This is a genomic window from Pedobacter terrestris (assembly GCF_052343045.1).
Lineage (GTDB): Bacteria > Bacteroidota > Bacteroidia > Sphingobacteriales > Sphingobacteriaceae > Pedobacter.
The window spans coordinates 3203138-3228237 of record NZ_CP180264.1 but is presented as its reverse complement, the minus strand read 5'-3'; the positions used below and the strand labels follow the sequence as shown (position 1 = coordinate 3228237).

Below are 25100 nucleotides of genomic sequence, written 5' to 3'. Positions count from 1 at the left end.
AGTTGGAAAAATATGGTTTTTAACGGCGTTTAAAGCTTGGTGGCTCTAAGCATTTCGCGTTTTCCCGGTGCACCAGGCAATTTTTCTATGGTGCAGCCGTTTGCTTTTAATGCTCTTTTAAGCTTGCCGGTTATGGCGTAAGTTACAAATGTTCCGCCGGGTTTTAAGAACGTACATACATGTGCAATAATTTCATCGCTCCACATTTCTGGTTGGTGTTGTACAGAAAATGCATCGTAATAAATAATGTCGAATTTTTGATCACGATTAAATTCTGCAAGTGTCGTATATGGAATTTCTAAATGGCATAATTCAGAAATTTTGGTTTTATGCGTTAAGGCTGTTTCATAAGCCGATATATAATTTTGCCATATCTGTTGAGGAACATATTCTGAATAACCAGTATTTTCAATAGTTTCTCTTTCTAACGGATATGCTTCAATACTTGTGTAATCAAGATTGATCTGGTTTGCTTGGCAAAAATCCATGCTAAATATAAAGTTAAGTCCGGTGCCAAAGCCAACTTCCAAAACCGATATTTTATCGTAACCTGACGATGCAAATTTTAATCCGGCGTCGATAAAAACATGTCTGCTTTCCTGCACCGCACCATGTTTACTGTGGTAATGTTCGCCAATAGTTTCATTATATAATGTGTTGGAGCCATCGGCGGTTTGGGTAATTGTATTCATTTTAATGGGTGCTTTTTGAAAAGCAAAGCTATATGAAGTGCAAAATTACTACTTTCGTTGTGAAGCTGAAAGCTAAAAAGCAAACGCCGAAAAACGCAAAGAATAAGTTATAAAACCCAAATCCCAAAATGGACATAGAATCTTTCCGAGAATATTGTTTAAATCTGCCCGGTACCACAGAAGGTATGAAATGGGATCATTTGTGTTTTATGATCGAAGAAAAAATCTACGTCATTATTGCGATAGAAGAAGGCACGCGTTTTTCTATTAAATGTAACCCAGACGATTTTGACACACTTACTTCGCGGTACGGCATTAAACAAGCGTTTCATTTGGCAAAACGACAATGGATTCAGGTAGAAAGCCTAGATGTGTTAATAGATGCAGAACTTAAAGGTTTGGTTGCACAATCTCGCGCATTGGTGCTGGCAAAATTACCTAAGAAAATTCAAGCCAAATACCTCTAAACTAGATGGCATAAAGCCAAAATGTAGCCTTTGTGCATACCTTCGTGGTATGGAAGAAATTGAATTGCTTCTTCTATCGTTGTGATTTCTACGTGGTAAGGCGTTTTAAATGTTTGGTAGGTTTTGAAAATTCCCTGCTCATAATCTGAAAGCAATTGATCTAAACTGCTGGTCATAACCGTTTTAATCTGTTCAAATTCTTCTTCGGCGATAAATTTTTCTGGTTTGGTACCCCGAATGAATGGACTGAAATAGCGATCTTCAATTACAATATCTAAATCAGACAAAACATACAGTAAACGTTGTTGAGTTGCGGCAAGATGAGCGACATTCCAGATGATATTGTTGTTGAAACCTTCCGGAATTTTGTTGATTTGCTCGATACTTAAATCGGCGATGCTTTCCAGAAGTGCAGTTCTGGTCCCTTTGATGTTTTCTATTGAGTTGCGGATATTCATGATTTATTCTGGTTTGCCTTTTTCATTTAGTTCTTTCATCATTTTGATATTGAAATTAAACTGTTCTTCTACAGGTACAAGTTTTTTCGATACTTTATTGATGTCTTTACCTTCTGCGGAAAATAAATAGGGATAGAAATTGTATACTTTATTGCCGTCTAATTTAGAGATAAATTTATCCCAGGTATCCCAACGCAATCCTTTATAAAATTTCGATAAATCGCTGTCGAAACAAAAAATCATAAACTCTCCATAACCTGCACCAAGTGGTTGCCAGGTAAGAGAATTTGGTTCCAGATAATATACGTTTTTCAGATCTTTCCCCAATCCACCAAAATTAATGGCAAAAAAACCGCCGATAGCATCATCGGCAATTAATAAATAAGGCGGATTTTCACCGTATTCCTGCAAAGTTTTTCCTTTATTCCATTCGGGAATTGAGCGATTAAGTTTTGCACTTCCTGATCCTAAAATTCTAATCCATCCATTATCTACCATAATTCCACCAGTATTATATACCACAGAACCTAGGGTAGAATAGGTGTTAAGCTGGCTGTTGTATAAAGCTTTTTTTGCTCTGGCAGAATCTACCGGCAGCACTTCAACTTTGTTTTTTGCAGAGTCAATCCATTTTTTTACCAATGGCCATGCCGGATCGGATTTGTTTATCAATTCCTCAACACTTAGCATTTTGTTTTGTGCAAAAGCAGACAAACTTGCTGTACATAAAAAAATAAAAAAAAGGTTTTTAAAAAGCCTGTTCATGCAGTTTCAATTTTTTCAAATATAGAATGATAAATCAAATGAATTGCTAAAGTCTTGTAAACAAAACATGCCCCGTTTTTAAGGCGGGGCATGTTTGTTATTTAAGATAAATTACCACATTCTAATCCTGTCTTCAGGTTTTTTGTATAGTTTATCTCCAGGTTTAACATCAAAAGCTTCATACCAGGCATCCATATTCACTGGTGCGCCAATTGTACGGTAGGGGCCAGGTGAGTGCGGATCTGTTTTGATCAGTTGTGCCGCAGTTTCAGGAAGAATATTTCCTCTCCAAACCTGTGCCCACGATAAGAAAAATCTTTGGTCTGGTGTAAAACCATCAATTTTTTCGTTGCTCTGGCCTTGTTTCGTCATTTTAAATGCTGTGTATGCAGCATTTAATCCGCCTAAATCGCCAATGTTTTCACCCATCGTTAATTTTCCGATTACGTGAACGGTATCCAATACGGTGTATCCGTCAAATTGCTCGCCTAAAGCTTTTGTTTTTTCTTCAAACTTCTTGCGATCTTCTGCAGTCCACCAGTTTTTCAAGTTTCCGGCAGCGTCATACTGGCTTCCGCTATCGTCAAAACCGTGGCTCATTTCATGGCCAATTACGGCACCAATACCACCGTAATTGATTGCATCATCTGCATTTGGATCAAAGAAAGGGAACTGAAGGATTCCGGCAGGGAAAACAATTTCGTTTAAAGTTGGACTGTAATACGCATTTACTGTTGGAGGTGTCATCCCGAAACGTGAACGATCCAAAGGTTTACCCAATTGATCAACCATTTCTTTATAACCCCAAACGCTTGCATTGCGTAGATTTTGGAAATAAGTTCCTTTATTTACCACTAAACCATCGTAGGTTTTCCATTTTGCAGGATAACCTACTTTTGGTGTAAAGGCATGCAATTTTGCCAATGCTTTTTGTTTGGTTTCTGCACTCATCCATTCTAAACCATTAATTCTGATCTCAAATGCTTTGCGCAGATTCGTAATCATTTCATTCATACGAGCCATCGCTTCTGGTTTGAAGTATTTGGCAACGTAAAGCTGTCCAAGCAATTCGCCTAAAGTTCCGTCTGTCAGTTGAGACATGCGTTGCCAACGTGGTGTTTGAACTTTTTGTCCGGTTTGTACCTGACTAAAAGCAAAACTGGCTTTAACAAAAGGCGAGCTTAGGCTAGAAGCAGAACTTTTTAAAATGTTCCATTCCAAATAGGTTTTCCAATCGTTAACCGGAACAGATTTTAACATTCCGTCTAAACTGGTGAAGAATTTTGGTGAGGAAACCAAAACGGTATCTTGTCCGTTAATTTTGAACTTTGGTAAATAAACTGCCCAATTGATGTTCGGCGTAGATTTAGATAAATCTGCAACAGTGAATTTATTATAAGTAGCTTGTGGATTACGCATTTCTACGCGAGACATTTGCGCTTCTGCTAAAGCTGTTTCAATTTTTAAAATTGTTTTTGCTTTTTCTTCTGCAACCTGTTGCGTATTTCCAGTTAGCGTGAACAAAGTAACCATATAGGTATTGTACGCATCGCGGATTTTTTTGCTGCGCTCATCATCCTTTAAGTAATAATCACGATCTGGAAGTGATGTACCACCCTGACCAAGGTTAACCATGTATTTGGTTACATTTTTGCGATCCTGACCAACACCAATGCCAAACATTGCGCCACCAATTCCATTGGTTCTCATGTAAGCAACCTGATCCAATACGCCCTGAAGGTCCTTAATTTGTTTTACTTTTTCCAAATCTGCTTTGATTGGCGTATAATCCAGTTTTTCAATAGTTGCACTATCCATCGCTGCGGTATAGAAATCGCCCACGCGGCGTTTTACAGAACCTGCCGGTGCAGATTTATCTGCGGCAGCATCTTCTACCAATGTTCTTACAGCGTTGATGTTAAAATCGCGCAACTCGTTAAAACTTCCCCAACGGGTTTCTTTGGCTGGAACAGGATTGTTTTTTATCCAATTGCCACTGGCATACTGGTAAAAATCATCGCCTGGTTTGACAGAAAGATCCATATTCGCTGGATCGATAAATTTTTTGGGTGCCTGAGCACTAGCTGAAAAGCCTGCCGCTACAATGCCTAGGGCCGCAAAGTATCTTTTCAAATTTTGGTATTTCATTCGCTTAATAAGTTAATTATAAAGCGAAATTTATGAAATGATTGCTAATACTTTGCTTTTATATTAGAAATATTACTTGTAAAACCAGTAATAGAGCTTATCTAATCCTAATTTTCTTAGGACATCGGCTGGTGAAAAAAATGTTTTGATCGATTTCATATTATTCAAATCTTATGTACTATTAACATTTTTTAACACTTTTTATTGCGTGTTACGAAAAGTTTTTCCTATCAAGAATGATTCTAATAGCGGAAATTTTTTAACTAATTTTGTTATCTAATACTTCAAAATGAGTCATTCACACCAGCACGATATCCCGGATAGCTGCTGTAGCAGCAAAACACATACGCATAAAGAGCACGCAGACCATACACACGGCGATGGAGACGAACATGATCACAATCACGGGGGCAATCCTTCATCCGTAAACGCGTATTTGCCAGCGATAGTTTCCTTAGTAATGCTGCTTATTGGTATTGCTTTTGATAATTTTTTCAATCTGAAGGCTTTTGAACTGATTCGCCCGTATTGGTATATTTTGGCTTATTTGCCCGTAGGTTTTCCGGTATTAAGAGAAGTTTGGGAAACCTTTAAAGCCAAAGATTTTTTTACTGAATTTTCTCTAATGTCTATCGCAACTCTTGGGGCTTTTGCAATTGGTCAATATCCTGAAGGTGTTACCGTAATGTTGTTTTATACTATCGGCGAGCTTTTTCAAATGGCTGCCGTAAAGCGGGCGAAAAGCAATATTACAGCTCTTTTAGATGTGCGGGTAGAAGTTTCTCATGTAAAGCGCAATGGCCAATACATTTCGGCATCGCCAGAAGAAATTGAAATTGGTGCACATATTCAAATTAAAGCGGGCGAAAAAGTTCCTCTCGATGGGGTGCTTATTTCTGAAACCGCAAGTTTTAATACTTCTGCTTTAACGGGAGAAAGTAAACCGAAAACGATTCATATGGGAGAACCGGTTTTGGCCGGAATGTTGAATCTGGATCGCGTAATTGAACTTGAAACCACTAAATTGTTTTCGGATAGTGCCTTGTCGCGAATTTTAGAAATGGTCCAAAATGCAACAACAAAAAAAGCTAAAACAGAACTCTTTATCCGCAAGTTTGCTAAAATTTATACGCCTATTGTATTTTTTCTGGCAGTGGCACTTTTAGTCATTCCAATTGCTGTTTTGGGTGCAGATTATAATTTTAAAACCTGGTTGTACCGTTCGCTCGTATTTCTGGTTATTTCTTGCCCCTGTGCTTTGGTTATTTCAATTCCATTAGGTTATTTCGGCGGTATTGGTGCAGCTTCCGCAAACGGAATATTGTTTAAAGGATCGAATTTTTTAGAATTAATCACAAAACTAAATACCGTTGTGCTGGATAAAACCGGTACACTTACTAAAGGTATTTTTAAGGTTCAACAAGTAGAATCAATTATAGATCAAACTGATTTTTTAGATTTTCTTGTTGCGCTGGAATCAAAATCTACACATCCGATAGCAAAAGCAATTGTAGAATATCACGAGAAATCTGTAGAACATTCTGCTAAAGATGTTGAAGAAATTGCCGGAATGGGTTTGAAAGGAACTGTTGGGGCACACGCAGTATTGGCCGGGAATCTGAAACTAATGTCCAAATTCAATATCGAAGTTGAACAAAAACTCAGGGATTTTGAAGAGAGTATTGTCGTTGTAGCCGTCGACGGGAAATACACCGGATATGTACTCATTGCCGATGAAATTAAAGAAGATGCTGCAGATGCCATAAAAGCTTTGCATGAAAACGGCGTTTCGCAAGTGGTGATGCTGAGCGGCGATAAAACCGCTATCGTAAAAAAAGTAGCCAATGCAATAGGGATCGATACTTTTTTTGGCGATTTACTCCCCGAAGATAAAGTTACCCGTTTTGAAAAGATTAAAAACAATCCAGGGAAAGTTGTAGCTTTTGTAGGCGATGGAATTAACGATACTCCCGTTTTGGCGCTTAGCGATATTGGAATTGCGATGGGTGCAATGGGAAGTGATGCAGCTATTGAAACTGCCGATGTGGTTATTCAAACCGATCAACCTTCTAAAATTGCAACGGCTATTAAAATTGGCAAAGCTACAAAAAATGTGGTGCTTCAAAATATATTCCTGGCTTTCGCTGTAAAAGCGCTGGTGTTAATTTTGGGCGCCGGCGGAATTGCCACTATGTGGGAAGCGGTTTTTGCTGATGTTGGAGTTGCATTGCTTGCAATTTTGAATGCCGTAAGGATACAGAAAATGAAGTTTTAGGTTTTGAAGTTAAAGTTGAATGCGCGTTTATTCGCAAAATTAACTTTGCGAACCGAAGCTTAGGTTGGGCGTAACGGCGCGAAGCAATCTTTATAATTAATTTTTTTCAGCTCACCGCCGCTGAGGCTCGTTCTTTTTGACAGCAAAAAGAACCAAAAACTGCCATCTGGTATTTTTTTATGAAAGTTAGTAGTAAGGCTTTAACAGTAATTTCCAAAAATACCTATGCCGGTAAAAAGTAGAACGGAGAAACTGTGGTTAGGCTGTAGGAAATCCGCAAGCATTCGTAAAATTTACCTTGTTTCAATTCGCCATTGCGAACCGAAGCTTAGGTTGGGCGTAACGGCGCGAAGGAATCTTTTTAAATTATTTTTTTTCAGCTCACCGCCGCTGAGGCTCGTTCTTTTTGACAGCAAAAAGAACCAAAAACTGCCGTCTGGTATTTTTTTATGAAAGTTAGTAGTAAGGCTTTAACAGTAATTTCCAAAAAATACCTATGCCGGTAAAAAGTAGAACGGAGAAACTGTGGTTAGGCTGTAGGAAATCCGCAAGCATTCGTAAAATTTACCTTGTTTCAATTCGCCATTGCGAACCGAAGCTTAGGTTGGGCGTAACGGCGCGAAGCAATCTTTTTAAATAATTTTTCCGTGTATTCTGTGTTTCCGTGGCAAATCTTTATAATTAATTTTTTTCAGCTCACCGCCGCTGAGGCTCGTTCTTTTTGACAGCAAAAAGAACCAAAAACTGCCATCTGGTATTTTTTTATGAAAGTTAGTAGTAAGGCTTTAACAGTAGTTTCCAAAAAATACCTAGGCCGGTAAAAAGTAGAACGGAGAAACTGTGGTTGGGCTTTAGAAAATCCGCAAGCATTCGTAAAATTTACCTTGTTTCAATTCGCCATTGCGAACCGAAGCTTAGGTTGGGCGTAACGGCGCGAAGGGAGCTTTTTAAATTATTTTTCCGTGTATTCTGTGTTCCCGTGGCAAATCTTTATAATTAATTTTTTTCAGCTCACCGCCGCTGAGGCTCGTTCTTTTTGACAGCAAAAAGAACCAAAAACTGCCGTCTGGTATTTTTTTATGAAAGTTAATAGTAAGGCTTTGACAGTAGTTTCCAAAAAATACCTATGCCGGTAAAATTGGAACGTAGAAACTGTGGTTAGGCTGTAGGAAATGCAAAGCATAATGTAGCTTTTTTTTGCATAAACCATCCATTGCGAACCGAACCGAAGCGTGGGTTGTGTGTAACAGCATGAAGCAATCTTTTTTGAAATTAGTTTTTCTGTTAACATTTTGTCTTTTGCATAAAATGCTGTTAGGTAGTTGCTTGTGTAATTAATTTAGTCTGGAATTATTATATTTGATTATGCCTAAACCGAAACCTTATATTGATGTAGAAAACGAACCAATTCAAATTCTAAGCGATGTAGATCTATCTTTAACCTACAGTTATGCGCACTATTTAAACTGGCTTTTTGATGATCGCGTAGAACTCATTAAGGGTAAAGTCTTCAAAATGAGCCCAGCGCCGTCGCGTTTGCATCAGGAAATTTTCGGTCGTGTTTTCTTAAGAATGGCCACGTTTTTAGAGCATAAAATTTGCAAAGTTTATGCAGCACCTTTTGATGTTCGTTTTCCTCGTGGCAGCAAAAAAGATAAAGATATTTTCACGGTACTTCAGCCAGATATTTGTGTCGTTTGTGATGCCTTGAAGCTTGATGACCGAGGTTGCATTGGTGCACCAGACTTGGTTATAGAAATTCTATCGCCGGGCAATACCAAAACAGAACTGTTTTATAAATATGAAGTTTATGAAGAATTTGGTGTTAAGGAATACTGGGTAGTAAGCCAATCCGATCAAACCATATTGATTTATACTTTAAATAAGCAAGGAAAATACCAGCCTTCTAAACTATTTACCCTGGGCGAAAAAGTCTCTTCGTCTGTACTTGTAGGTTTTGAACTTGAGCTCAATGATGTGTTCGATCAGCCTTCTAATTTCTGATGATTATTGCGAAATTCCTGAACTGCATCTAATAATGTTTTTCCGGTATTGGTTTTAACCAAGCCAAAGGTGACATTCATTTTGAGGTTATCGCCAAAGTATGTTTTAAAATATCGCCTGACGTTTTGCGTGTTTTTATAATTTTAATAATCACCGTTTCACCAGATATGGATTATAATGCCAATCACATTTTTCCATACATAAAAATGGAAATTATTTTGGCAACGTACAAACTGTTCGTTCTGTAACTGTATTTACCCATTTAAACCGGATTGTAGTGAAAAGCCCGCAGCGCAGCGAGGACTTGTAACGTAAAGCCGGACTGCCTTTTAAGTTGAAATACAGGCTTTGCTTTTCAAAGCTTTTAAACTTTAGATTTTGTGCCTAAAAATGTATTTTTGCCCTTCAATTTGACAACTGAATAATTTTTCATGAGTATATCCACCAAGTACAATCCTGCAGAAACAGAAGATAAATGGTATAGCTATTGGCTATCGAAAAAGTTTTTTCATTCCGAACCCGATGAGCGCGAGCCTTATACCATCGTAATTCCGCCGCCAAATGTTACGGGAGTACTACATATGGGCCATATGTTGAACAATACCATTCAGGATGTATTGATTCGTAAAGCGCGCATGCAGGGCAAAAATGCTTGCTGGGTTCCGGGAACGGATCATGCGTCTATCGCAACCGAAGCAAAAGTTGTAGCGATGCTAAAGGAGCAAGGAATTGATAAAAAAGACCTTTCCAGAGAAGAATTTTTGAAGTATGCGTGGGAATGGAAAGAAAAGTATGGTGGCATTATTCTGGAGCAATTAAAAAAACTTGGCGCCAGTTGTGATTGGGATCGTACGCGATTTACAATGGAGGAAGACCTTTCTGAAGCGGTAATAGATTCTTTTATTCATTTGTACAAAAAAGGCTGGATTTACCGCGGTATCCGAATGATTAACTGGGATCCGGCCGGAAAAACTGCAGTTTCTGATGAAGAAGTAATCCGTAAAGAAGTCAATCAAAAGTTATATTATATTAAGTATAATATTGTTAGTCCGGAAGTCGGAAAGTCGGATGATCCAGGTGTGAAATCATCGGACGACGGACTTCAGACTCCCAACTACCTTATTGTTGCAACAACACGACCAGAAACCATTATGGCTGATGCGGCAATTTGTATTAACCCGAATGATGAACGTTTTACACACTTAAAAGGCAAGAAAGTTTTTGTGCCTTTAGTGAATCATGAAATTCCGGTAATTGAAGACGAATATGTAGATATTGAATTTGGAACAGGCTGTTTGAAGGTTACTCCGGCGCATGATTTGAACGATTATGAACTGGGCGTAAAACACAACTTGCCGGTTACAGATATTTTAAATGACGATGGAACTTTAAATGAACTGGCGGTGATTTTGGTTGGCGAAGATCGTTTCATTGCGCGAAAAAAAATTGCAAAGATGTTGGATGAAGCCGGACATCTGGAAAAAGTTGAAGATTACAAATCGCAGGTTGGATTCTCCGAACGCACAGATGCAGCTATTGAACCGAAATTGTCTATGCAATGGTTTGTGAAGATGAAAGAAATGGCGCAGCCGGCTTTGGACGATGTGTTAAATGGCGAGGTAAACTTAATTCCGAATAAATTTGAAAATACCTATCGCCACTGGATGGAAAACGTTCGTGATTGGAACATTTCCCGTCAACTTTGGTGGGGGCAACGCATTCCGGCTTGGTATGATGATAAAGGCAATTGGGTTGTAGCAAAAACTAAAGACGAAGCTTTAGAAGAATTTTGGAAGAAAAAACATTTGGATGAAAGCTGTTCAGATACCGAAAAAGCAGGTTTCAAATATCAACTTGAGCCATTTTTACGTCAGGATGAAGATGTAATGGATACTTGGTTTTCATCTTGGTTATGGCCAATTTCGGTTTTTGATGGGTTTAAAAATCCAGACAATAAAGACATTAACTATTACTATCCAACCAATGATTTGGTAACTGCACCAGAAATTTTATTTTTCTGGGTAGCGCGAATGATCATGGCCGGGCACGAGTTTATGGGTAAAAAGCCATTTACGAATGTGTATTTAACCGGAATTGTACGCGACAAATTAGGCCGTAAAATGTCTAAATCTTTAGGCAATTCGCCAGATCCAATTGGTTTGATCGAAAAATATGGTGCTGATGCAGTTCGTGTAGGAATGCTAATGTCGTCTCCGGCAGGAAATGACCTGATGTTTGACGAAAGTTATTGCGAACAAGGCCGTAATTTCGCCAGCAAAATCTGGAATGCATTTCGTTTGGTAAAAGGGTGGGAAGTGGATGAAAATCTTGAAAACCCAAATCAACAAGCAATTTCTTGGTTTGAGAACCGTTTTAGCGAAGCATTGATTGAAATTGAGTATAACTTTAAGCAATATAGATTATCTGAAGCGTTGATGACGACCTATAAGTTGGTTTGGGACGATTTCTGTGCCTGGTACCTGGAAATGGTTAAACCAGCGTATCAGCAACCAATTGATGCCGAAAGTTTTAAAGCAACAGTTGGTTTTTTTGAGCAGATTATTAAACTTTTGCATCCAAACATGCCATTCTTAACAGAAGAACTGTGGCACGATGATTTGTTTGGTAGTCGCGATGAAATGGATTGTTGTATTGTTGCGGAATATCCGCAAGCCGGAATTATTGATAGCGCTTTGCTTAAAGATGCAGAAACGATAAAAGCAGTTGTTGCGGAGATCCGAAACATCAGAAATCAGAAACAAATTTCTCCTAAAGAAGTATTGCCACTATCTATTAAAGTAAATTCAGAACTGGACTATTCAAAGTGGTTAAACGTAATTTATAAATTGGGCAATGTTGCAGAGGTAGAATTCGTGATTGATAAGGTAACAGGTGCAATTGCATTTATAGCCGGAAAAGATGAATTTTTTGTTCCGCTGGCAATCACAGTTGATGTTGAAGAAGAGCGCGCGCGTTTAAGAACTGAATTAAGCTACTTACAAGGTTTCCTTAAATCTGTAGATGCGAAACTCAGCAACGAACGTTTTGTGCAAAATGCCAAGCAGGAAATTGTAGATAATGAGCGCAATAAAAAAGCAGATGCTGAAGCTAAAATCAAAATTATTGAAGAAAGCTTAACCGCTTTGGGATAAGCATATCATATTTAGGATTATAAGGACCTTTCAGATTAATTTTTGAAAGGCTCTTTTTATTACCTCTCCCTATCAATGTTAGTGGTTTATGTACCGCTTGTACTTTCCCTCTTCTTGAAGAGAAGGATTTCTCGGACTGTGCTTTTGGCTAGAGGTTCAAACGACTAAAATTTCTTAGAGAAAAGGACTTATTGCCCACTGGTGCCAATTTGGGTTCAAACCACTTACGTTCGTTTCCCTCTCTTCAAGGAGAGGGACGCATAAAATTCCGAATTCCTTGTTACTTTCACAGCGTGAGGTACCTCTCCCTATCAATGTTAGTGGTTTATGTACCGCTTGTACTTTCCCTCTTCTTGAAGAGAGGCATTTCTCGGACTGTGCTTTTGGCTAGAGGTTCAAACCACTTACTTTCATTTCCCTATCTTCAAGGAGAGGGATACATAGAATTAAAAACTACTTGTTGCTTTCACAGGGTGAGGTTAATGAATGGTTGTAAAATCTTCAACATACAATTAATAATTATATTTTCCCTTCGCATCGAAACCCCGAAAAATTATTTCAAACGTTTTCCTTAATACCTGTAAAGTTGGAGAAAACGCATTAAAATCATTTCTGTAAAGATGTAGCAACTTTTATCTAAGCGGGTTTCTAAAATGTTACATAACCATCTGTTCCCTTCCATCTTAAAAACGCTATTTTGGTTTAGGTAATGTCGTTTAACTCGTCATTAGCGAACATCTAAGCAAATTCCTACAATGGAAAATTCCAGAAGAACATTTATCAAGCAATCTGCGGTACTCGCTGCCGCAACCTACGCAGGTACGTTGGGTTTAAGTGCGAAAAGTTATGGTCGGATTATAGGCGCAAATGATCGGGTGCGTGTGGGTATAGTCGGTTTTTCAGACCGATTTAAAGATACCCTTTTGCCTTGTTTTCTAAACCACTCTAAAGAACTCAATTTTGATGTTGTTGGCCTTTCAGATCTCTGGACGTATAGACGGGATTTAGGAATTGCACACCTCAAAGAAAGATTTAACCACAATATTCAGTCGTGCAGAAATAACGATGAGTTGTATGCCATGAAAGATTTGGACGCAGTAATTATCAGCACTGCAGATTTTCAACATGCATTACACACCATCGAAGCTGTAAAAGCCAATTGTGATGCATATGTGGAAAAACCATTTGCAGAAACAATGGAAGATGCGAAAGCCGCTTTAAAAGCCGTGCAGGAAAGCAAATGTATTGTGCAAATCGGATCGCAAAGGCGCAGTGGCGAAAATTATAAAAATGCAGCTCAGTTTATAAAAGAAGGGAAATTTGGTCCAATTACCGCAGTAGATTTAGTTTGGAATGTAAATCAACCTGGTCGATGGCGGCGCCCAGAGTTGGTGGCAAAACTAAAAGAAGAAGATATAGACTGGCAACGTTTTTTATTGAATCGCCCGAAAGAAACCTTCGATCCAAGAAAGTATCTGGAATATCGTTTGTTCTGGCCTTATTCATCTGGTATGCCCGGCCAATGGATGTCACACCAAATTGATACGGTACATTGGTTTACGGGTTTAAAACATCCGCGTAGCGTTGTGGCAAACGGCGGGATTTATACCTGGAAAGATGGCCGCAGAAATTGGGATTCTATGGTTGCTGTGTTTGATTACGGTCAGCCAAAATCCGAAGACGGTTTTCAGGTAACTTTCACTTCGCGTATGCAGAACAGCGTTGGCGATGTCGGCGAAGTGTATTACGCCAATGGTGGTGAACTGAATCTGATTACCAATAAAGTTTCTCCAAAAGGCGGATTAAGACCCCAAGAAGCGGCAGCAATGGGAATGAAAGCGAATCTATTACCTGAATTTGATTTGAGTAAAACCGAAATCAAAGCCGCTACAGGTGCAAATATGGGTGGCGATGCATTAACTTCTGGTCACATGAGAAACTGGATGGAATGCGTGCGGAGCCGCAATACACCAAATGCACCGGTAGAAGCGGGTTACTCGCATTCTATTGCAAATATTATGACCAACGCTGCAGTTAGAACGGGTGCCAAAGCCGTATTTGACGAAGGCAAGCAAGAAGTAATGGCAAACGGAAAAGTTTTTAAATACTAGATTACTTCCTCATTGCGAGGAAGAATGACGAAGCAATCTAATTATTTAATAAGTTCTTAATTAGAGATAGTATACAATGCGCATTGCCATACTTAAAAATACAAAACCCTTAAACCTATTATGAGATACATCGAAAAATATACAATTCTAGCGCTTTCGCTCATCAGTATATCGGGCTTTGCCCAGAAATCAAAGCCACTTTTTGACGGAAAAACTTTAAATGGCTGGAAAACCGTTGCCGGAACTGCGCCTTATTCTGTAGAAAACGGAATGATTGTAGGAACGATGATTAAAGACGCACCAAATTCATTTCTGATCACCGAAAAAGAATATGGCGATTTTATTTTAGAATTAGATATTAAACTAGATGGCGAAACCACCAATTCTGGCGTACAAACCAGAAGCCATTTAAAACCAGAAGGCAATAGCGGAAAAGGTTTGGTTTTCGGTCGGCAGATGGAAATAGATCCAACATCCAGAGCGTGGACAGGCGGCGTTTATGATGAAGCGAGAAGATTGTGGCTTTATCCGCTAGAATTAAATCCGGCTGCAAAAACGGCTTATAAAAAGGAAGAATTTAATCATTATCGTATAGAATGTATTGGTGCCGAAATGAAAACCTGGGTAAATGGAGTGCCAGTTTCTTATGTAATTGATACGCTGGATAAAAGTGGTTTTATTGGCTTACAGGTACACGGCATTGGGACCAATCTGGAAAATGCCGGCAAAAAAGTATATTTTAAAAATATCCAGATTCAAACAGAAAATTTAAAGGCGAAAGCTTTTCCACAAGGAATTTACACAGTGAATTTAGTGCCAAACCAATTGTCTGCATATGAAAAATCTAACGGATACGATTTACTCTTTGATGGAAAAAGCAATGCCGGTTGGATTGGTGCATACAAAAATACATTTCCCACAAAAGGATGGAAGATAGAAAATGGTGTAATCAGTGTTGAACCTGCTAACGGATCTGAATCTACTAATGGTGGAGATATCGTAACCAAAGAAGAATTTTCTGCTTTTGATTTGTCTTTCGAATTTAAACTTACTCCGGGTGCCAACAGCGGATTAAAGTATTTTGTAACCTTGAGCGAAAACAATTCAGGCTCGGCCATAGGTTTAGAATATCAGGTTTTAGATGATGTATTGCATCCCGATGCCAAACTTGGGCGTGATGGAAACCGAACTTTAGCTTCTCTTTACGATTTGATCACGGCAAAAAAAGAACCACGTTTTTTGCGTCCAATTGGAAGCTGGAACAATGCCCGCGTAATTGTATATCCAAACAATAAAGTAGAACACTATTTGAATGGAGTTAAAGTTCTGGAATACGAACGCGGTTCTGAGAAATTTAAAGAATTGGTAGCCATCAGCAAATACAAAGATTGGAAAGATTTTGGACAAGCCCCGAAAGGACATATTCTGCTTCAGGATCATGGAAACAAAGTAGATTTTAGAACGATAAAGATTAAGAAGCTTTAATGGATCGGCGGTCATTTTTGGAATCATCTTCTTTACTTGGTTTGGGAATGCTGTTGCCCTCTTCATTATCGGCACAGCTTAGCCAAGCTGACAATCAAATACTCAACATCGCCATGATTGGCTGCGGAGACAGAGGCAAAGGCGTTTTGTCTGTAATTCGTTCCATGCCTCAGAAATACAATATTGTTGCGTATTGCGATGTGTTGGATTTTCGTTTAAAAGAAACAGAAGCCTTTGTTCCCGCTAGCGCGAAAGCGGTTAAAGATTTTAGAAGGATATTGGACGATAAACGTATTGATGCAGTTTTTATCGCTACGCCTTTGAATGTTCACTTCGGCATTGCTAAAGATGCTGTACTTGCGGGCAAACATGTTTATGTAGAGAAAACGATGACCTACAACACTGCTGAAGCAATGGAACTGCGAAATCTGGTGTTGAGATATCCCCGTCAGATTTTTCAGGTTGGTTATCAATACCGTTATTCTCCTCTATATTTTAGGGTAAAAGATATGATTCGGAGCGGTTATTTAGGAAAAGTATCGCAGGTAGATTGCCGATGGGATCGCAATGGAAACTGGCGTAGAGCAGTACCTGATCCGAAATTGGAAAGACAGGTAAACTGGCGGATGTATAAAGAATATTCTGGCGGATTAGCTGCCGAATTGCTTTCGCATCAAATCGATTTTATCAACTGGGCTTTTGAAACTCATCCCGATGAAATTATAGGCACGGGAGGAATTGATGTTTTTAAAGACGGTAGAGAAACCTACGACAATATACAGGCAACACTTCGATATAAAAATGCCGGAATGATTGGCAATTTCGGCGCAACCTGCGGAAATGCACATGATGGTTATCTTTTTAAAATTAAAGGAACAAAAGGATCTGTTTCATTGCTGATGAATACAGGGATATTTTATCCTGAACCCCAAACCACTAAAGAGCTGGGGATTGTTGATGGCGTAACCGGAGCCTCAAAAATTGTTCTGCAAGCGGATGGGGGAATCCCGATTTTGGATAAACCTACACAAGATGGAACGACTTATGCAATGGACGAATTTCATACCTCTATCGTATCCGGAAAAAAACCAGCATCAAATATACATACAGGCACACAAGCCGCAATTTGTGTTTCTATGTGCAATGAAGCGATTTATACTGGCGAGAAACAAATTTGGGAAAAGAGGTTTGATTAGTTCATTGGGAAATCGGTTCATTTGCTAACAAGACGAAGCAATCATCCGTTATTATTTGGGTTTCTACGCCCAATCTTCCGACTTCCAACTTTGTGTTGCTCTGTGAGAACTCTGCGTTTTCTGTGGTTATTTCCCAACTTTGTTAGTCATTGGGAAATTGGTTCATTAGTTCATTTGTTAAAAAACCGAAGTAACCATCTGTTATTATTTTGGTTTTTACGCTCAATCTTCCAACTTCCAACTTTGTGTTGCTCTGTGAGAACTCTGTGTTTTCTGTGGTTATTTATACCAATACCTTTGACTTTCGGTTTCCCCGCTAAATCTATAACTCAACATAATCAGGTATTTCAGGAGAAAATTTGAAACTCGCATTTTCAAGATCCATTTTTGCATAAACGTGCTCTAAACCATTTGTGAGTACAATCCATTTAGCTTGGTGGATAGAATTGTAACGTATTGCCTGATCAAAAACCGATTGTGTAATTTTCACTTTTGGCGCCTTACATTCAATCAGCATGAGCTTTTCTCCGGCGGTAGTGTAAACTAAAATGTCGCTTCGTTTTTGAAGTTGGTTTAGAACCAAGCCGCCTTCAATCTGAATTAGCGTACGAGGAAATTTTTTTTCCAGGATCAGGCTTTGAATAAAATGCTGGCGCACCCATTCTTCGGGTGTCAAAACCAGGTGTTTTTTTCGCAATTCATCGAAGATATATACCACATCATCTTTTTGGGTAAGTTTAAAAGGGTAGGGAGGAAGGTTCAGTGGCGTTGGTTTAAACATAATATTGGATGGATTGCCCGCTAATAATCGGCTTCAAAGTTAATATTTGTGTATAAACAAATAGCAAAAATATAAAATGCTATCGCGCTAAATCGTAATTTTACGGCTCATGACTGCTGCCGAAATTATCAAGGACATTAAAGCCCGAAAGTTCAAACCTGTGTATCTTCTGCATGGAGAAGAATCTTATTACATTGATCAGGTTGTCGATTATATCGAAGATGAATTATTGAACGATGCGGAAAAGGGCTTTAATCAAACGGTTTTGTATGGAAAAGATACCGATATGACCACTATTATTGGTGCAGCAAAACGCTATCCAATGATGTCTGATTATCAGGTTGTTATTGTGAAAGAGGCGCAGGATTTAAAATGGGGTAAGGAAGATTCTACAAAAGAAGGTGAGTTTATCCTGAATTACTTTGAAAAGCCTTTGCCAAGCACCATATTGGTTTTGGCTTTTAAATATGCGAATTTTGACAAGCGAAAAAAGATTTACAAAGCCATTTCAAAAAGCGGATTGATTTTTCAGTCTGATGCCGTTCGCGATTATAAAATTGTAGCCTGGATTGAAGATTTCATCAAGCAAAAAGGCTATAAAGTAGATCAGCAAGCTTCGGCATTGATGTCAGAGTATCTTGGCACAGATTTGTCAAAAATTGCGAATGAAATTGAGAAACTGATGCTCAATGTTCCTAAAGATCAGGTCATCAATACAGATCACGTTCAGAAAAACATCGGTATCAGTAAAGAATATAATGTATTTGAGTTGCAAAAAGCACTCGCCATTCGTGATGTTTTAAAATGCAATCGCATCATTAATTATTTTGCCAGCAACCCAAAAGCCAATCCAATGGTAATGGTCCTGGCCAACCTCGGTGGATATTTTACCAAACTGCTCAAGTACCATTATATTCCGAATAAGGCAGATGCCGCTTCAGCTTTAGGTGTGCCGCCATTTTTTATCAAAGATTACGAAACAGCTGCCAGAAATTACAATACCGGAAAAGTATTTCAGGTGGTGAGTTTGCTGCGTGAGTACGATTTAAAAAGTAAAGGTTTAGACAGCAGCGGAAACGTAGATGATGGTGAACTGCTCAAAGAACTCGTGTTTAAAATTATTCACTAATATCTACAGCTTAGCCATCAGTGTAGCGGACTGTGGTGGTTTGAAAACCCTTGAAATGGTGAAAAGACGTAATAAAAAGGTTAAATAAGCCATTGTAACTTAAAAGTTATTTCTCCGTTCCGGAATATCGGAATGTCGCGTTATATATTTACGCTTCAAATCAATTAACTTATTATGAAAAGAGAGATAATCAGCATGCTTCTGGCTGTTGGTGCAATAACTATGGCACAGGCTCAGGGTCGGCCAGGCGGCCCGCCCGCGGCTACCGATTCGACACGAAGAACACCGGGAGCAGCTTTGGGGTCGGGCATTCGTGCACAGCCCAAACCTTATGATCAAGTGATTACAGGAAAGGCAGTCAGCCGTAAAGGGATGATTACCACACATAAAATTGAGGACAAATACTATTTCGAAATTGCCGATTCTACGCTAGGAAGAGATATTCTGGTTGTAAGCAGAATATCTAAGTCTGGCGCAGAGGTGCGCGCAGCACAAGGTTACGCAGGCGATCAGATTGGAAGTGCAGTAATCCGTTTCGAAAAAGGTCCGAATAACCGCATTTTTATGCGTAAAATCAGTTACCGTACATACGGTCCGGATAGCACAACTGCTATGTATCAGTCGTTAAAAAATTCAAATATTCAGGCAATTGCAGCCTCATTCAATATTGCTGCTTTTGCGCCGGATAAAAAAGGAAGTGTAATTGATATTACAGATTATATCAACAGCGATAATGACATCTTTTACTTTAGTTCGCCAGCAGCAAAAACCCGTTTCCGTTTGGGCGCCCAGCAGACAGACAGAAGTTATATTCAGGGCATTCGCAGTTTTCCTAAAAATGTGGAGATCAGCACCGTTAAAACCTATAGTTTAACCGCCGGAGCGATGGGTGGAGGTGCGGCACCTGGTGGCGGTGGCCGTGATGCAAATACGGGCTCAGCTACCATTGAACTGAATACTTCTTTGGTCATTTTACCAAAAGTGCCTATGAAAGCCCGATATTTTGATCCGCGCGTAGGTTATTTCGCTGTAGGTTATACAGATTTTGACTTGAATCCTCAGGGTGTAAAAGAAATTCAGCTGATTAAAAGATGGCGCCTGGAGCCTAAACCTGCAGATTTGGCGAAATATAAACGTGGTGAATTGGTGGAACCCGCAAAACCAATTGTATTTTACATTGATCCGGCAACGCCTAAAAAATGGATTCCATATCTGAAAGCTGGTGTAGATGATTGGGCAAAAGCTTTTGAAAAAGCAGGTTTTAAAAATGCGGTTATGGCTAAAGAAGCGCCAAGTTATGCTCAGGATTCTACCTGGAGTATTGATGATGCGAGTCATTCTGCAATTGTGTATAAACCTTCTGAAATTGCAAACGCAAGTGGTCCGAGTATCTCAGATCCGCGTAGTGGAGAGATTATGGAAAGCCACATCAACTGGTTTCATAACGTTCAAAAACTGGTGCACGATTGGTATATGATCCAAACTGCTGCAGTGGATCCACGCGCACGAAAAATGACTTTCAGCGATGAATTAATGGGCGATTTAATTCGTTTTGTTTCTTCACATGAAGTGGGACATACTTTGGGTTTACGCCACAATTATGGTTCAAGTTCTACCGTACCAACAGAATTACTCAGGAATAAGAAATTTGTGGAAGCGAACGGCCATACACCGTCAATAATGGATTATGCGCGCTTTAACTATGTGGCACAGCCAGAAGACAACATTTCCTCAAAAGGCTTGTATCCGCGTATCGGAGACTATGATAAATGGGCGATTGAATGGGGATATAAATATTTTCCGGATACAAAAACAGCTCAGCAGGAAGTTCCGATTTTAAATAAAATGACCATCGAATCTGCAAAAAACCGAAGATTATGGTTCGGAACAGAAACCAATCCGGATGATCCGCATTCCCAAAACGAAGATCTCTCAGACAATGCCATGTTGGCCAGTACATATGGAATCAAAAATCTAAAAGTGATTTTAAAAGGATTGCCAGAATGGACAAAAGAACCTGCCGATGGCTATGACAACCTGGAAAACATGTATGGGCAGTTAACGGCTCAATTTGGGCGTTATATGGGACACGTAGCGAAAAACATTGGGGGTATTTACGAGAATCCGAAAACAGTAGAACAAGCAGGTTTTGTGTATGAACGCACACCAGCGTCAACGCAAAAAGAAGCAATGGCTTTTCTGGATGTTCAGCTATTTAAAACTCCAATGTGGTTGATTGATAAGCCAATTCTGGATAATATCAGTCAGGATGGACTGATCGTTGTAGGGAAATTACAATCGACAACCCTAAACCGTTTGCTGAGCAACAGCACTTTAGGTAAATTAATTTCTGCCGAAGCGATTGATGGTTCTACTGCTTATAAAATTACTGATTTGTTTGACGATTTGAATGCATCACTTTTCTCTGAACTGAAAACAAATCAGCCAATTGATGTTTACAGACGCAACTTGCAAAAAATGTACGTCGATAAATTAATTTCTATTTTGAAACCTGCTCCGGTAATTACCCCGGCTGCAACGGCTGCTGTAAGAAGACCAGGAAATGAAAGAGATGCGATAAACCTAAATCAATCTGATGTGATTTCAGTTGTAAAAGGCGAGCTGAAAAGCTTAGATGCACGCATTAAAAGTAATGCAAATGCTGCATCAGCTTTAACACAATATCATTTACAGGATCTTTCAGACCGAATTGAAACGGCGCTGGATATTAAGAAATAATTGGCATTTTGATTTTATAAAAAAGGCAGCTCCATAAAAAGGGCTGCCTTATTTTACTGTTTTGCAAATCGGTTAATGCATCAACATTTGCATTCACTTCTGTCTACATAGGTTTTGTTTCCATTGCTATTTAAATAGTAACAACCACCTTTGCTGCCGCGATAGAGTTGTTGTCCGGACGTGTGTTTGCCACATGGCGAAAAGGTTTCTGAGTCTAGTCCGGAGTCATTTTTACTGCAGGATAAAATGAGCAAACAAATACTGAAGGCGTACATTAGATTTTTCATGTCACAAAAGTATTCGGGAGAAAGGAGGAAAATTTACGGTTTTCCGTAATAAATATGAATGAACGAGTTTTTACTAATTTCTTAATAAGAAGTAGCTGAGTGCGCTCTCCGTTTCTGTTTTCTACTATATTTCAATAATTAGGTTTTTGTTATAACCATTGTATTTTTCGTTGATATAACCGTGCGGATTGCAAATGATTTCTGTCTCTCCGAGGTTGTATCTGCAAGGTGTATGTATGTGACCATGTATCCAATACTGTGGTTTATATTTATATATTATTTCTTCAAGATTGGAAGCATACGCAGAGGTTACCGGATCAGTTTTATAAACATCTGGTACAGATTTGATACTCGGCGCATGATGTGTGATTACGATGTTGTGGTAACCTGTAGATTCTGCCAAACTTTCTTGCAACCACAATTTAGATATTTGATGTATTTTATAGGTGTCAATTGTCCGTAACTTGGAATAGGAAGGATCTCGGCGGATTTTGCGATAATCATTCATTTTGTCCTGACAAATCATACCATATTGAATAGGGTTTCCGAACAACGAAAAATCTGTCCACATGGTGGCACCATGAAATCTAACTCCTCCAAAATTAAATCGACTGTTTTCCAAAACGATTACATTCGAATTTCTGGATGCCGATATTATTTTATGTAGTGTCTTTGGGTAAGTTCCTTTATAATATTCGTGATTGCCCAAAACATAGATAACAGGTTTGTCAGCGATATAGTCTTTTATCCATTTAATGCCTGTAGTGCCAAGATTTACGTCGCCTGCAAGTATAATCAAATCGGCATTTTCAAAATTAAGATTCGTAATTCCAAACTCTTGGTGTAAATCGCTGATAATTTGTATTCTCATTTACAATAGCTTTTTACGTTGCTACATGCCATCCATCAAGTTGACAATCAAATTGGTAGCCCAAATCCCATAAATGTTGGTTCCAGTTATTTATTGCATTTATCGACATTTCAATTTCGGAGGTAATGCCATGAATTTCCCAACAGTCTTCTGTTTCTTCAATTTTGATTGCTGTATAATCCGGATAATCAGATTGCAGAGATTCTTTTAGTTTTAAAGCTTTTTCTTTTGTGTCGGTAATGAAAACAAATTCCACTGGTAGCTTATCGTTTTGGCTAATACCATCGTCGTAAATTCGATTTAAAACATCTTCATTAATTTCCAGTGCGATATCGTTATCGTAGGTTTCTTTATCGAAAAACGTGTTTACTTGATTTTTCATCATCGAATTTAATATTTATAATATTTCTGGATAAGAATAAAATGGATTGAGCATAATTGTTATTATAGATTTAGTAATAAATTGCTTTTTCTTTGAATTAAAATGGAGATGGCTTTATAGTATAAAAGACTAATTTTTATTGTTAATAAGGTTTATGTATTCCCTTTTTCGCATTAATTTTTAGCAGAAAATCTGCAATGCATTTTGTTTCAGCGCTCGAAAAAATAGGTTTAAAATAGTTCACATAGTTAATGAGCTCGTTTAACATTAAAACCTTTACGTATTGAAACTCCTCTTTTGGTTTGATATTCGTTAGAACAACTAAATTTTTAATTGATATTTTTCTTTCGCCCCAATGATGATTCGCTAAACGGAAATGATAATCAGCAATCTCATTGTTAAGCAATTTGAATAAAGCGAAGCTTGTTCTTCTGATTTGCTGTACTGGTGAACGCAGGCTTAAATCCTTTAACGATTTTTCACTCCAGTTTTTCGTTTCGATTAAAAATATCCCTGAGGGTGCTACCAGCAAATGATCAATCTGAATGGATTTTATGTAGTCATTTTGTTGTCTGTTATAGAATGCTGTTGAAAAGGTGATATCGAAATCATTTATTAGAAAGTAATCGTCTGAAAGGGCTTCTAAAGTCTTAACAACTTTTTGTTCCCCCAATGCGCCATAAATGTAGTTGTTTGATTTATCAATTAATGTCTTCTTTTTTTCAATATCTAATAAATCTGTTCCGGCACTTTGTTCAACAGCCTTTTCAAATTGCGTTGAAATGAATTCATAGCGTTTTTTCTTAATGTGCTGCTCTTCAATTAAATCAATAATTGATTCCTTAACCCTTATCTCGAAATCTCGTTCTTTATGACTGATTTTTCTTTTGCTGACAAACTGAACAATGGGCATCTTTAGTTTTTGATATAGCGTTGTCGATTGATCATCTGCTAGACTTTTTAACTGCTTTTTCAGACAGTCGATTTCATTGATTAATTTTTGCTCTGCTTCTTGTTTTTGTATTTCTATGGTGGTGTCTAACTGTTTTAGTTCCACATGGAGTACCTCTCTCTCATTTTCGATAAGTTTTTCATGATCGGCAACTATCTTTTGCCGGATAGTGGGGTAGGCACTTTGGAAATTCATGACTTCTTTTAAAGATTTGAAGTCACGGATATTATTTTCTTCTAAAAGTAATTTTAAGGTCGTGAGTGAACCGATCGCGTTATATGTTCTGCACATTTCTGCCGATTGTTGATGATGAGCGTTAAAAACTAAGCAGGCCTTTTGTTAGGTCTATTATATTGAAGCGTAAATTGGTATGTTAAAATAGTTTGATAAATATGTCTATAACTTATCTGAAAACCAAATAACATTCTTTTTTATCTATTTCCTAATCCATTCCCTTTTCTTAGTTTTGAACTCTAGAGAACAAAAAGAATTATTCAGGCGGAGAAAAAAAATGCAACAATCCGCCAGTTGGAAATCGAATACTTAATAAGGCATCAGCCACTTTAAACAAAGTAATACAATGAATCATTGGTTAGTAAAATCAGAACCTTTTAAATACAGTTGGGAAAAATTTAATGAAGATGGCCGTACATTTTGGGATGGCGTGCGCAATTATCAGGCGCGTAACAATCTGAAAGCAATGAAAGAAGGTGATTTAGTACTTTTTTACCACAGCAATGAAGGTAAAAACGTTGTTGGTATTGCAAAAGTTGTGAAAGAGTTTTATCAAGATCCAACAACAGATGATACCAATTGGGTTGTAGTAGATTTATCGCCGGTTGAAAGTTTGAAAAACCCGGTTTCTTTAGAGCAGATCAAAGCCGAAGAAAGTCTGCAAGATATTTCGTTAGTGCGCCAGGGCCGCCTTTCAGTAATGCCTTTGAAAGCAGAGGAATTTGATAAAATTTTGGAAATGGGCAGTTAAATGGCATTTATATTTTTGCCACTGAACCACAGAAAACATGGAATCGTAGTAAGGAACCACGACAACTAACCCCGACTATTCGGGGAAGCCATCTTTCTCAAATAACTTTTCCCTTAATTAGGCGTTTCTATTACAAATTATTTTCAGCTGATTGCTTCACGCCACTGTATATTTTTCGTGCTTCAGTTGGCACTTAAGACATCTTGGTTTTATCCTTGCGA

18 protein-coding genes and 1 pseudogene are annotated in these 25100 nt (G+C 38.4%); 10 read left to right on the top strand and 9 right to left on the bottom strand.

The window, feature by feature from the left end; all coding sequences use genetic code 11:
- Positions 1-29: 29 nt before the first annotated feature.
- Complete coding sequence (mnmD, locus tag ACJVDH_RS13610; RefSeq protein ID WP_443943954.1) at positions 30-692, bottom strand: tRNA (5-methylaminomethyl-2-thiouridine)(34)-methyltransferase MnmD; 663 nt, start codon at positions 690-692, stop codon at positions 30-32.
- A 128-nt stretch (positions 693-820) separates the two neighbouring features.
- On the opposite strand from mnmD, the gene ACJVDH_RS13605 reads away from it, so the two are divergent.
- Positions 821-1159: an MmcQ/YjbR family DNA-binding protein gene (locus ACJVDH_RS13605; RefSeq protein WP_443943953.1), complete on the top strand. Its 339-nt coding sequence runs from the start codon at positions 821-823 to the stop codon at positions 1157-1159.
- On the opposite strand, the gene ACJVDH_RS13600 is transcribed toward ACJVDH_RS13605, so the two are convergent.
- The 3 genes from ACJVDH_RS13600 to ACJVDH_RS13590 form a co-directional block, all read right to left on the bottom strand.
- The gene (locus ACJVDH_RS13600; protein ID WP_443943952.1) at positions 1156-1617 is read right to left on the bottom strand and encodes a DinB family protein; all 462 of its coding nucleotides are present in this window, start codon (positions 1615-1617) and stop codon (positions 1156-1158) included. The genes ACJVDH_RS13605 and ACJVDH_RS13600 overlap by 4 nt on opposite strands.
- Positions 1618-1620: 3 nt before the next feature.
- A complete protein-coding gene (locus tag ACJVDH_RS13595) occupies positions 1621-2382 on the bottom strand; it encodes a DUF2625 domain-containing protein (RefSeq protein ID WP_443943951.1) in 762 nt (253 codons plus the stop codon).
- 111 nt (positions 2383-2493) lie between these two features.
- Positions 2494-4530 carry a M13 family metallopeptidase gene (locus ACJVDH_RS13590; RefSeq protein WP_443943950.1) on the bottom strand — a complete coding sequence of 679 codons (2037 nt, stop codon included), beginning with the start codon at positions 4528-4530 and terminating at the stop codon, positions 2494-2496.
- A 289-nt stretch (positions 4531-4819) separates the two neighbouring features.
- Here ACJVDH_RS13590 and ACJVDH_RS13585 point away from each other — a divergent pair, with 289 nt between their 5' ends.
- Complete coding sequence (locus ACJVDH_RS13585; protein WP_443943949.1) at positions 4820-6805, top strand: heavy metal translocating P-type ATPase; 1986 nt, start codon at positions 4820-4822, stop codon at positions 6803-6805.
- A 1365-nt stretch (positions 6806-8170) separates the two neighbouring features.
- Positions 8171-8809, top strand: coding sequence for a Uma2 family endonuclease (locus tag ACJVDH_RS13580; RefSeq protein ID WP_443943948.1), 639 nt, complete (start codon positions 8171-8173; stop codon positions 8807-8809).
- On the opposite strand, the pseudogene ACJVDH_RS13575 reads toward ACJVDH_RS13580, so the two are convergent.
- Positions 8791-8940 (bottom strand): annotated as a pseudogene (locus ACJVDH_RS13575) (DUF6434 domain-containing protein); the annotation flags it as partial. The gene ACJVDH_RS13580 and the pseudogene ACJVDH_RS13575 overlap by 19 nt on opposite strands.
- A 300-nt stretch (positions 8941-9240) precedes the next feature.
- Here ACJVDH_RS13575 and ACJVDH_RS13570 point away from each other — a divergent pair.
- The 4 genes from ACJVDH_RS13570 (at position 9241) to ACJVDH_RS13555 (ending at position 16753) form a co-directional block, all read left to right on the top strand.
- On the top strand, positions 9241-11961 hold the full coding sequence (locus tag ACJVDH_RS13570; protein WP_443943947.1) for a valine--tRNA ligase: 2721 nt from the start codon (positions 9241-9243) through the stop codon (positions 11959-11961).
- Positions 11962-12716: 755 nt separating this feature from the next.
- Positions 12717-14072: a Gfo/Idh/MocA family protein gene (locus tag ACJVDH_RS13565; RefSeq protein ID WP_443943946.1), complete on the top strand. Its 1356-nt coding sequence runs from the start codon at positions 12717-12719 to the stop codon at positions 14070-14072.
- 120 nt (positions 14073-14192) lie between these two features.
- The gene (locus tag ACJVDH_RS13560; protein WP_443943945.1) at positions 14193-15557 is read left to right on the top strand and encodes a 3-keto-disaccharide hydrolase; all 1365 of its coding nucleotides are present in this window, start codon (positions 14193-14195) and stop codon (positions 15555-15557) included.
- A complete protein-coding gene (locus tag ACJVDH_RS13555; protein ID WP_443943944.1) occupies positions 15557-16753 on the top strand; it encodes a Gfo/Idh/MocA family protein in 1197 nt (398 codons plus the stop codon). The genes ACJVDH_RS13560 and ACJVDH_RS13555 overlap by 1 nt, the downstream gene beginning before the upstream one ends.
- A gap of 322 nt (positions 16754-17075) precedes the next feature.
- On the opposite strand, the gene ACJVDH_RS13550 is transcribed toward ACJVDH_RS13555, so the two are convergent.
- Positions 17076-17534 (bottom strand): type I restriction enzyme HsdR N-terminal domain-containing protein, encoded by a 459-nt coding sequence (locus tag ACJVDH_RS13550; RefSeq protein WP_443943943.1) that lies wholly within the window; start codon positions 17532-17534, stop codon positions 17076-17078.
- 109 nt (positions 17535-17643) lie between these two features.
- On the opposite strand from ACJVDH_RS13550, the gene holA reads away from it, so the two are divergent.
- Complete coding sequence (gene holA, locus ACJVDH_RS13545) at positions 17644-18663, top strand: DNA polymerase III subunit delta (RefSeq protein WP_443943942.1); 1020 nt, start codon at positions 17644-17646, stop codon at positions 18661-18663.
- 174 nt (positions 18664-18837) lie between these two features.
- Entirely contained in the window at positions 18838-21402 is a 2565-nt protein-coding gene (locus tag ACJVDH_RS13540) for a zinc-dependent metalloprotease (protein WP_443943941.1), read from the top strand.
- Between the two features lie 411 nt (positions 21403-21813).
- On the opposite strand, the gene ACJVDH_RS13535 is transcribed toward ACJVDH_RS13540, so the two are convergent.
- The 3 genes from ACJVDH_RS13535 to ACJVDH_RS13525 form a co-directional block, all read right to left on the bottom strand.
- Positions 21814-22560: a metallophosphoesterase gene (locus ACJVDH_RS13535; RefSeq protein WP_443943940.1), complete on the bottom strand. Its 747-nt coding sequence runs from the start codon at positions 22558-22560 to the stop codon at positions 21814-21816.
- 13 nt (positions 22561-22573) lie between these two features.
- Positions 22574-22945 (bottom strand): ribonuclease E inhibitor RraB, encoded by a 372-nt coding sequence (locus ACJVDH_RS13530; RefSeq protein WP_443943939.1) that lies wholly within the window; start codon positions 22943-22945, stop codon positions 22574-22576.
- Positions 22946-23084: 139 nt separating this feature from the next.
- Positions 23085-24185, bottom strand: coding sequence for a nuclease-related domain-containing protein (locus tag ACJVDH_RS13525; protein WP_443943938.1), 1101 nt, complete (start codon positions 24183-24185; stop codon positions 23085-23087).
- A gap of 289 nt (positions 24186-24474) precedes the next feature.
- Between ACJVDH_RS13525 and ACJVDH_RS13520 the strand changes: the two genes are divergently transcribed.
- Positions 24475-24879, top strand: coding sequence for an EVE domain-containing protein (locus ACJVDH_RS13520; protein ID WP_443943937.1), 405 nt, complete (start codon positions 24475-24477; stop codon positions 24877-24879).
- Positions 24880-25100: the final 221 nt, after the last annotated feature.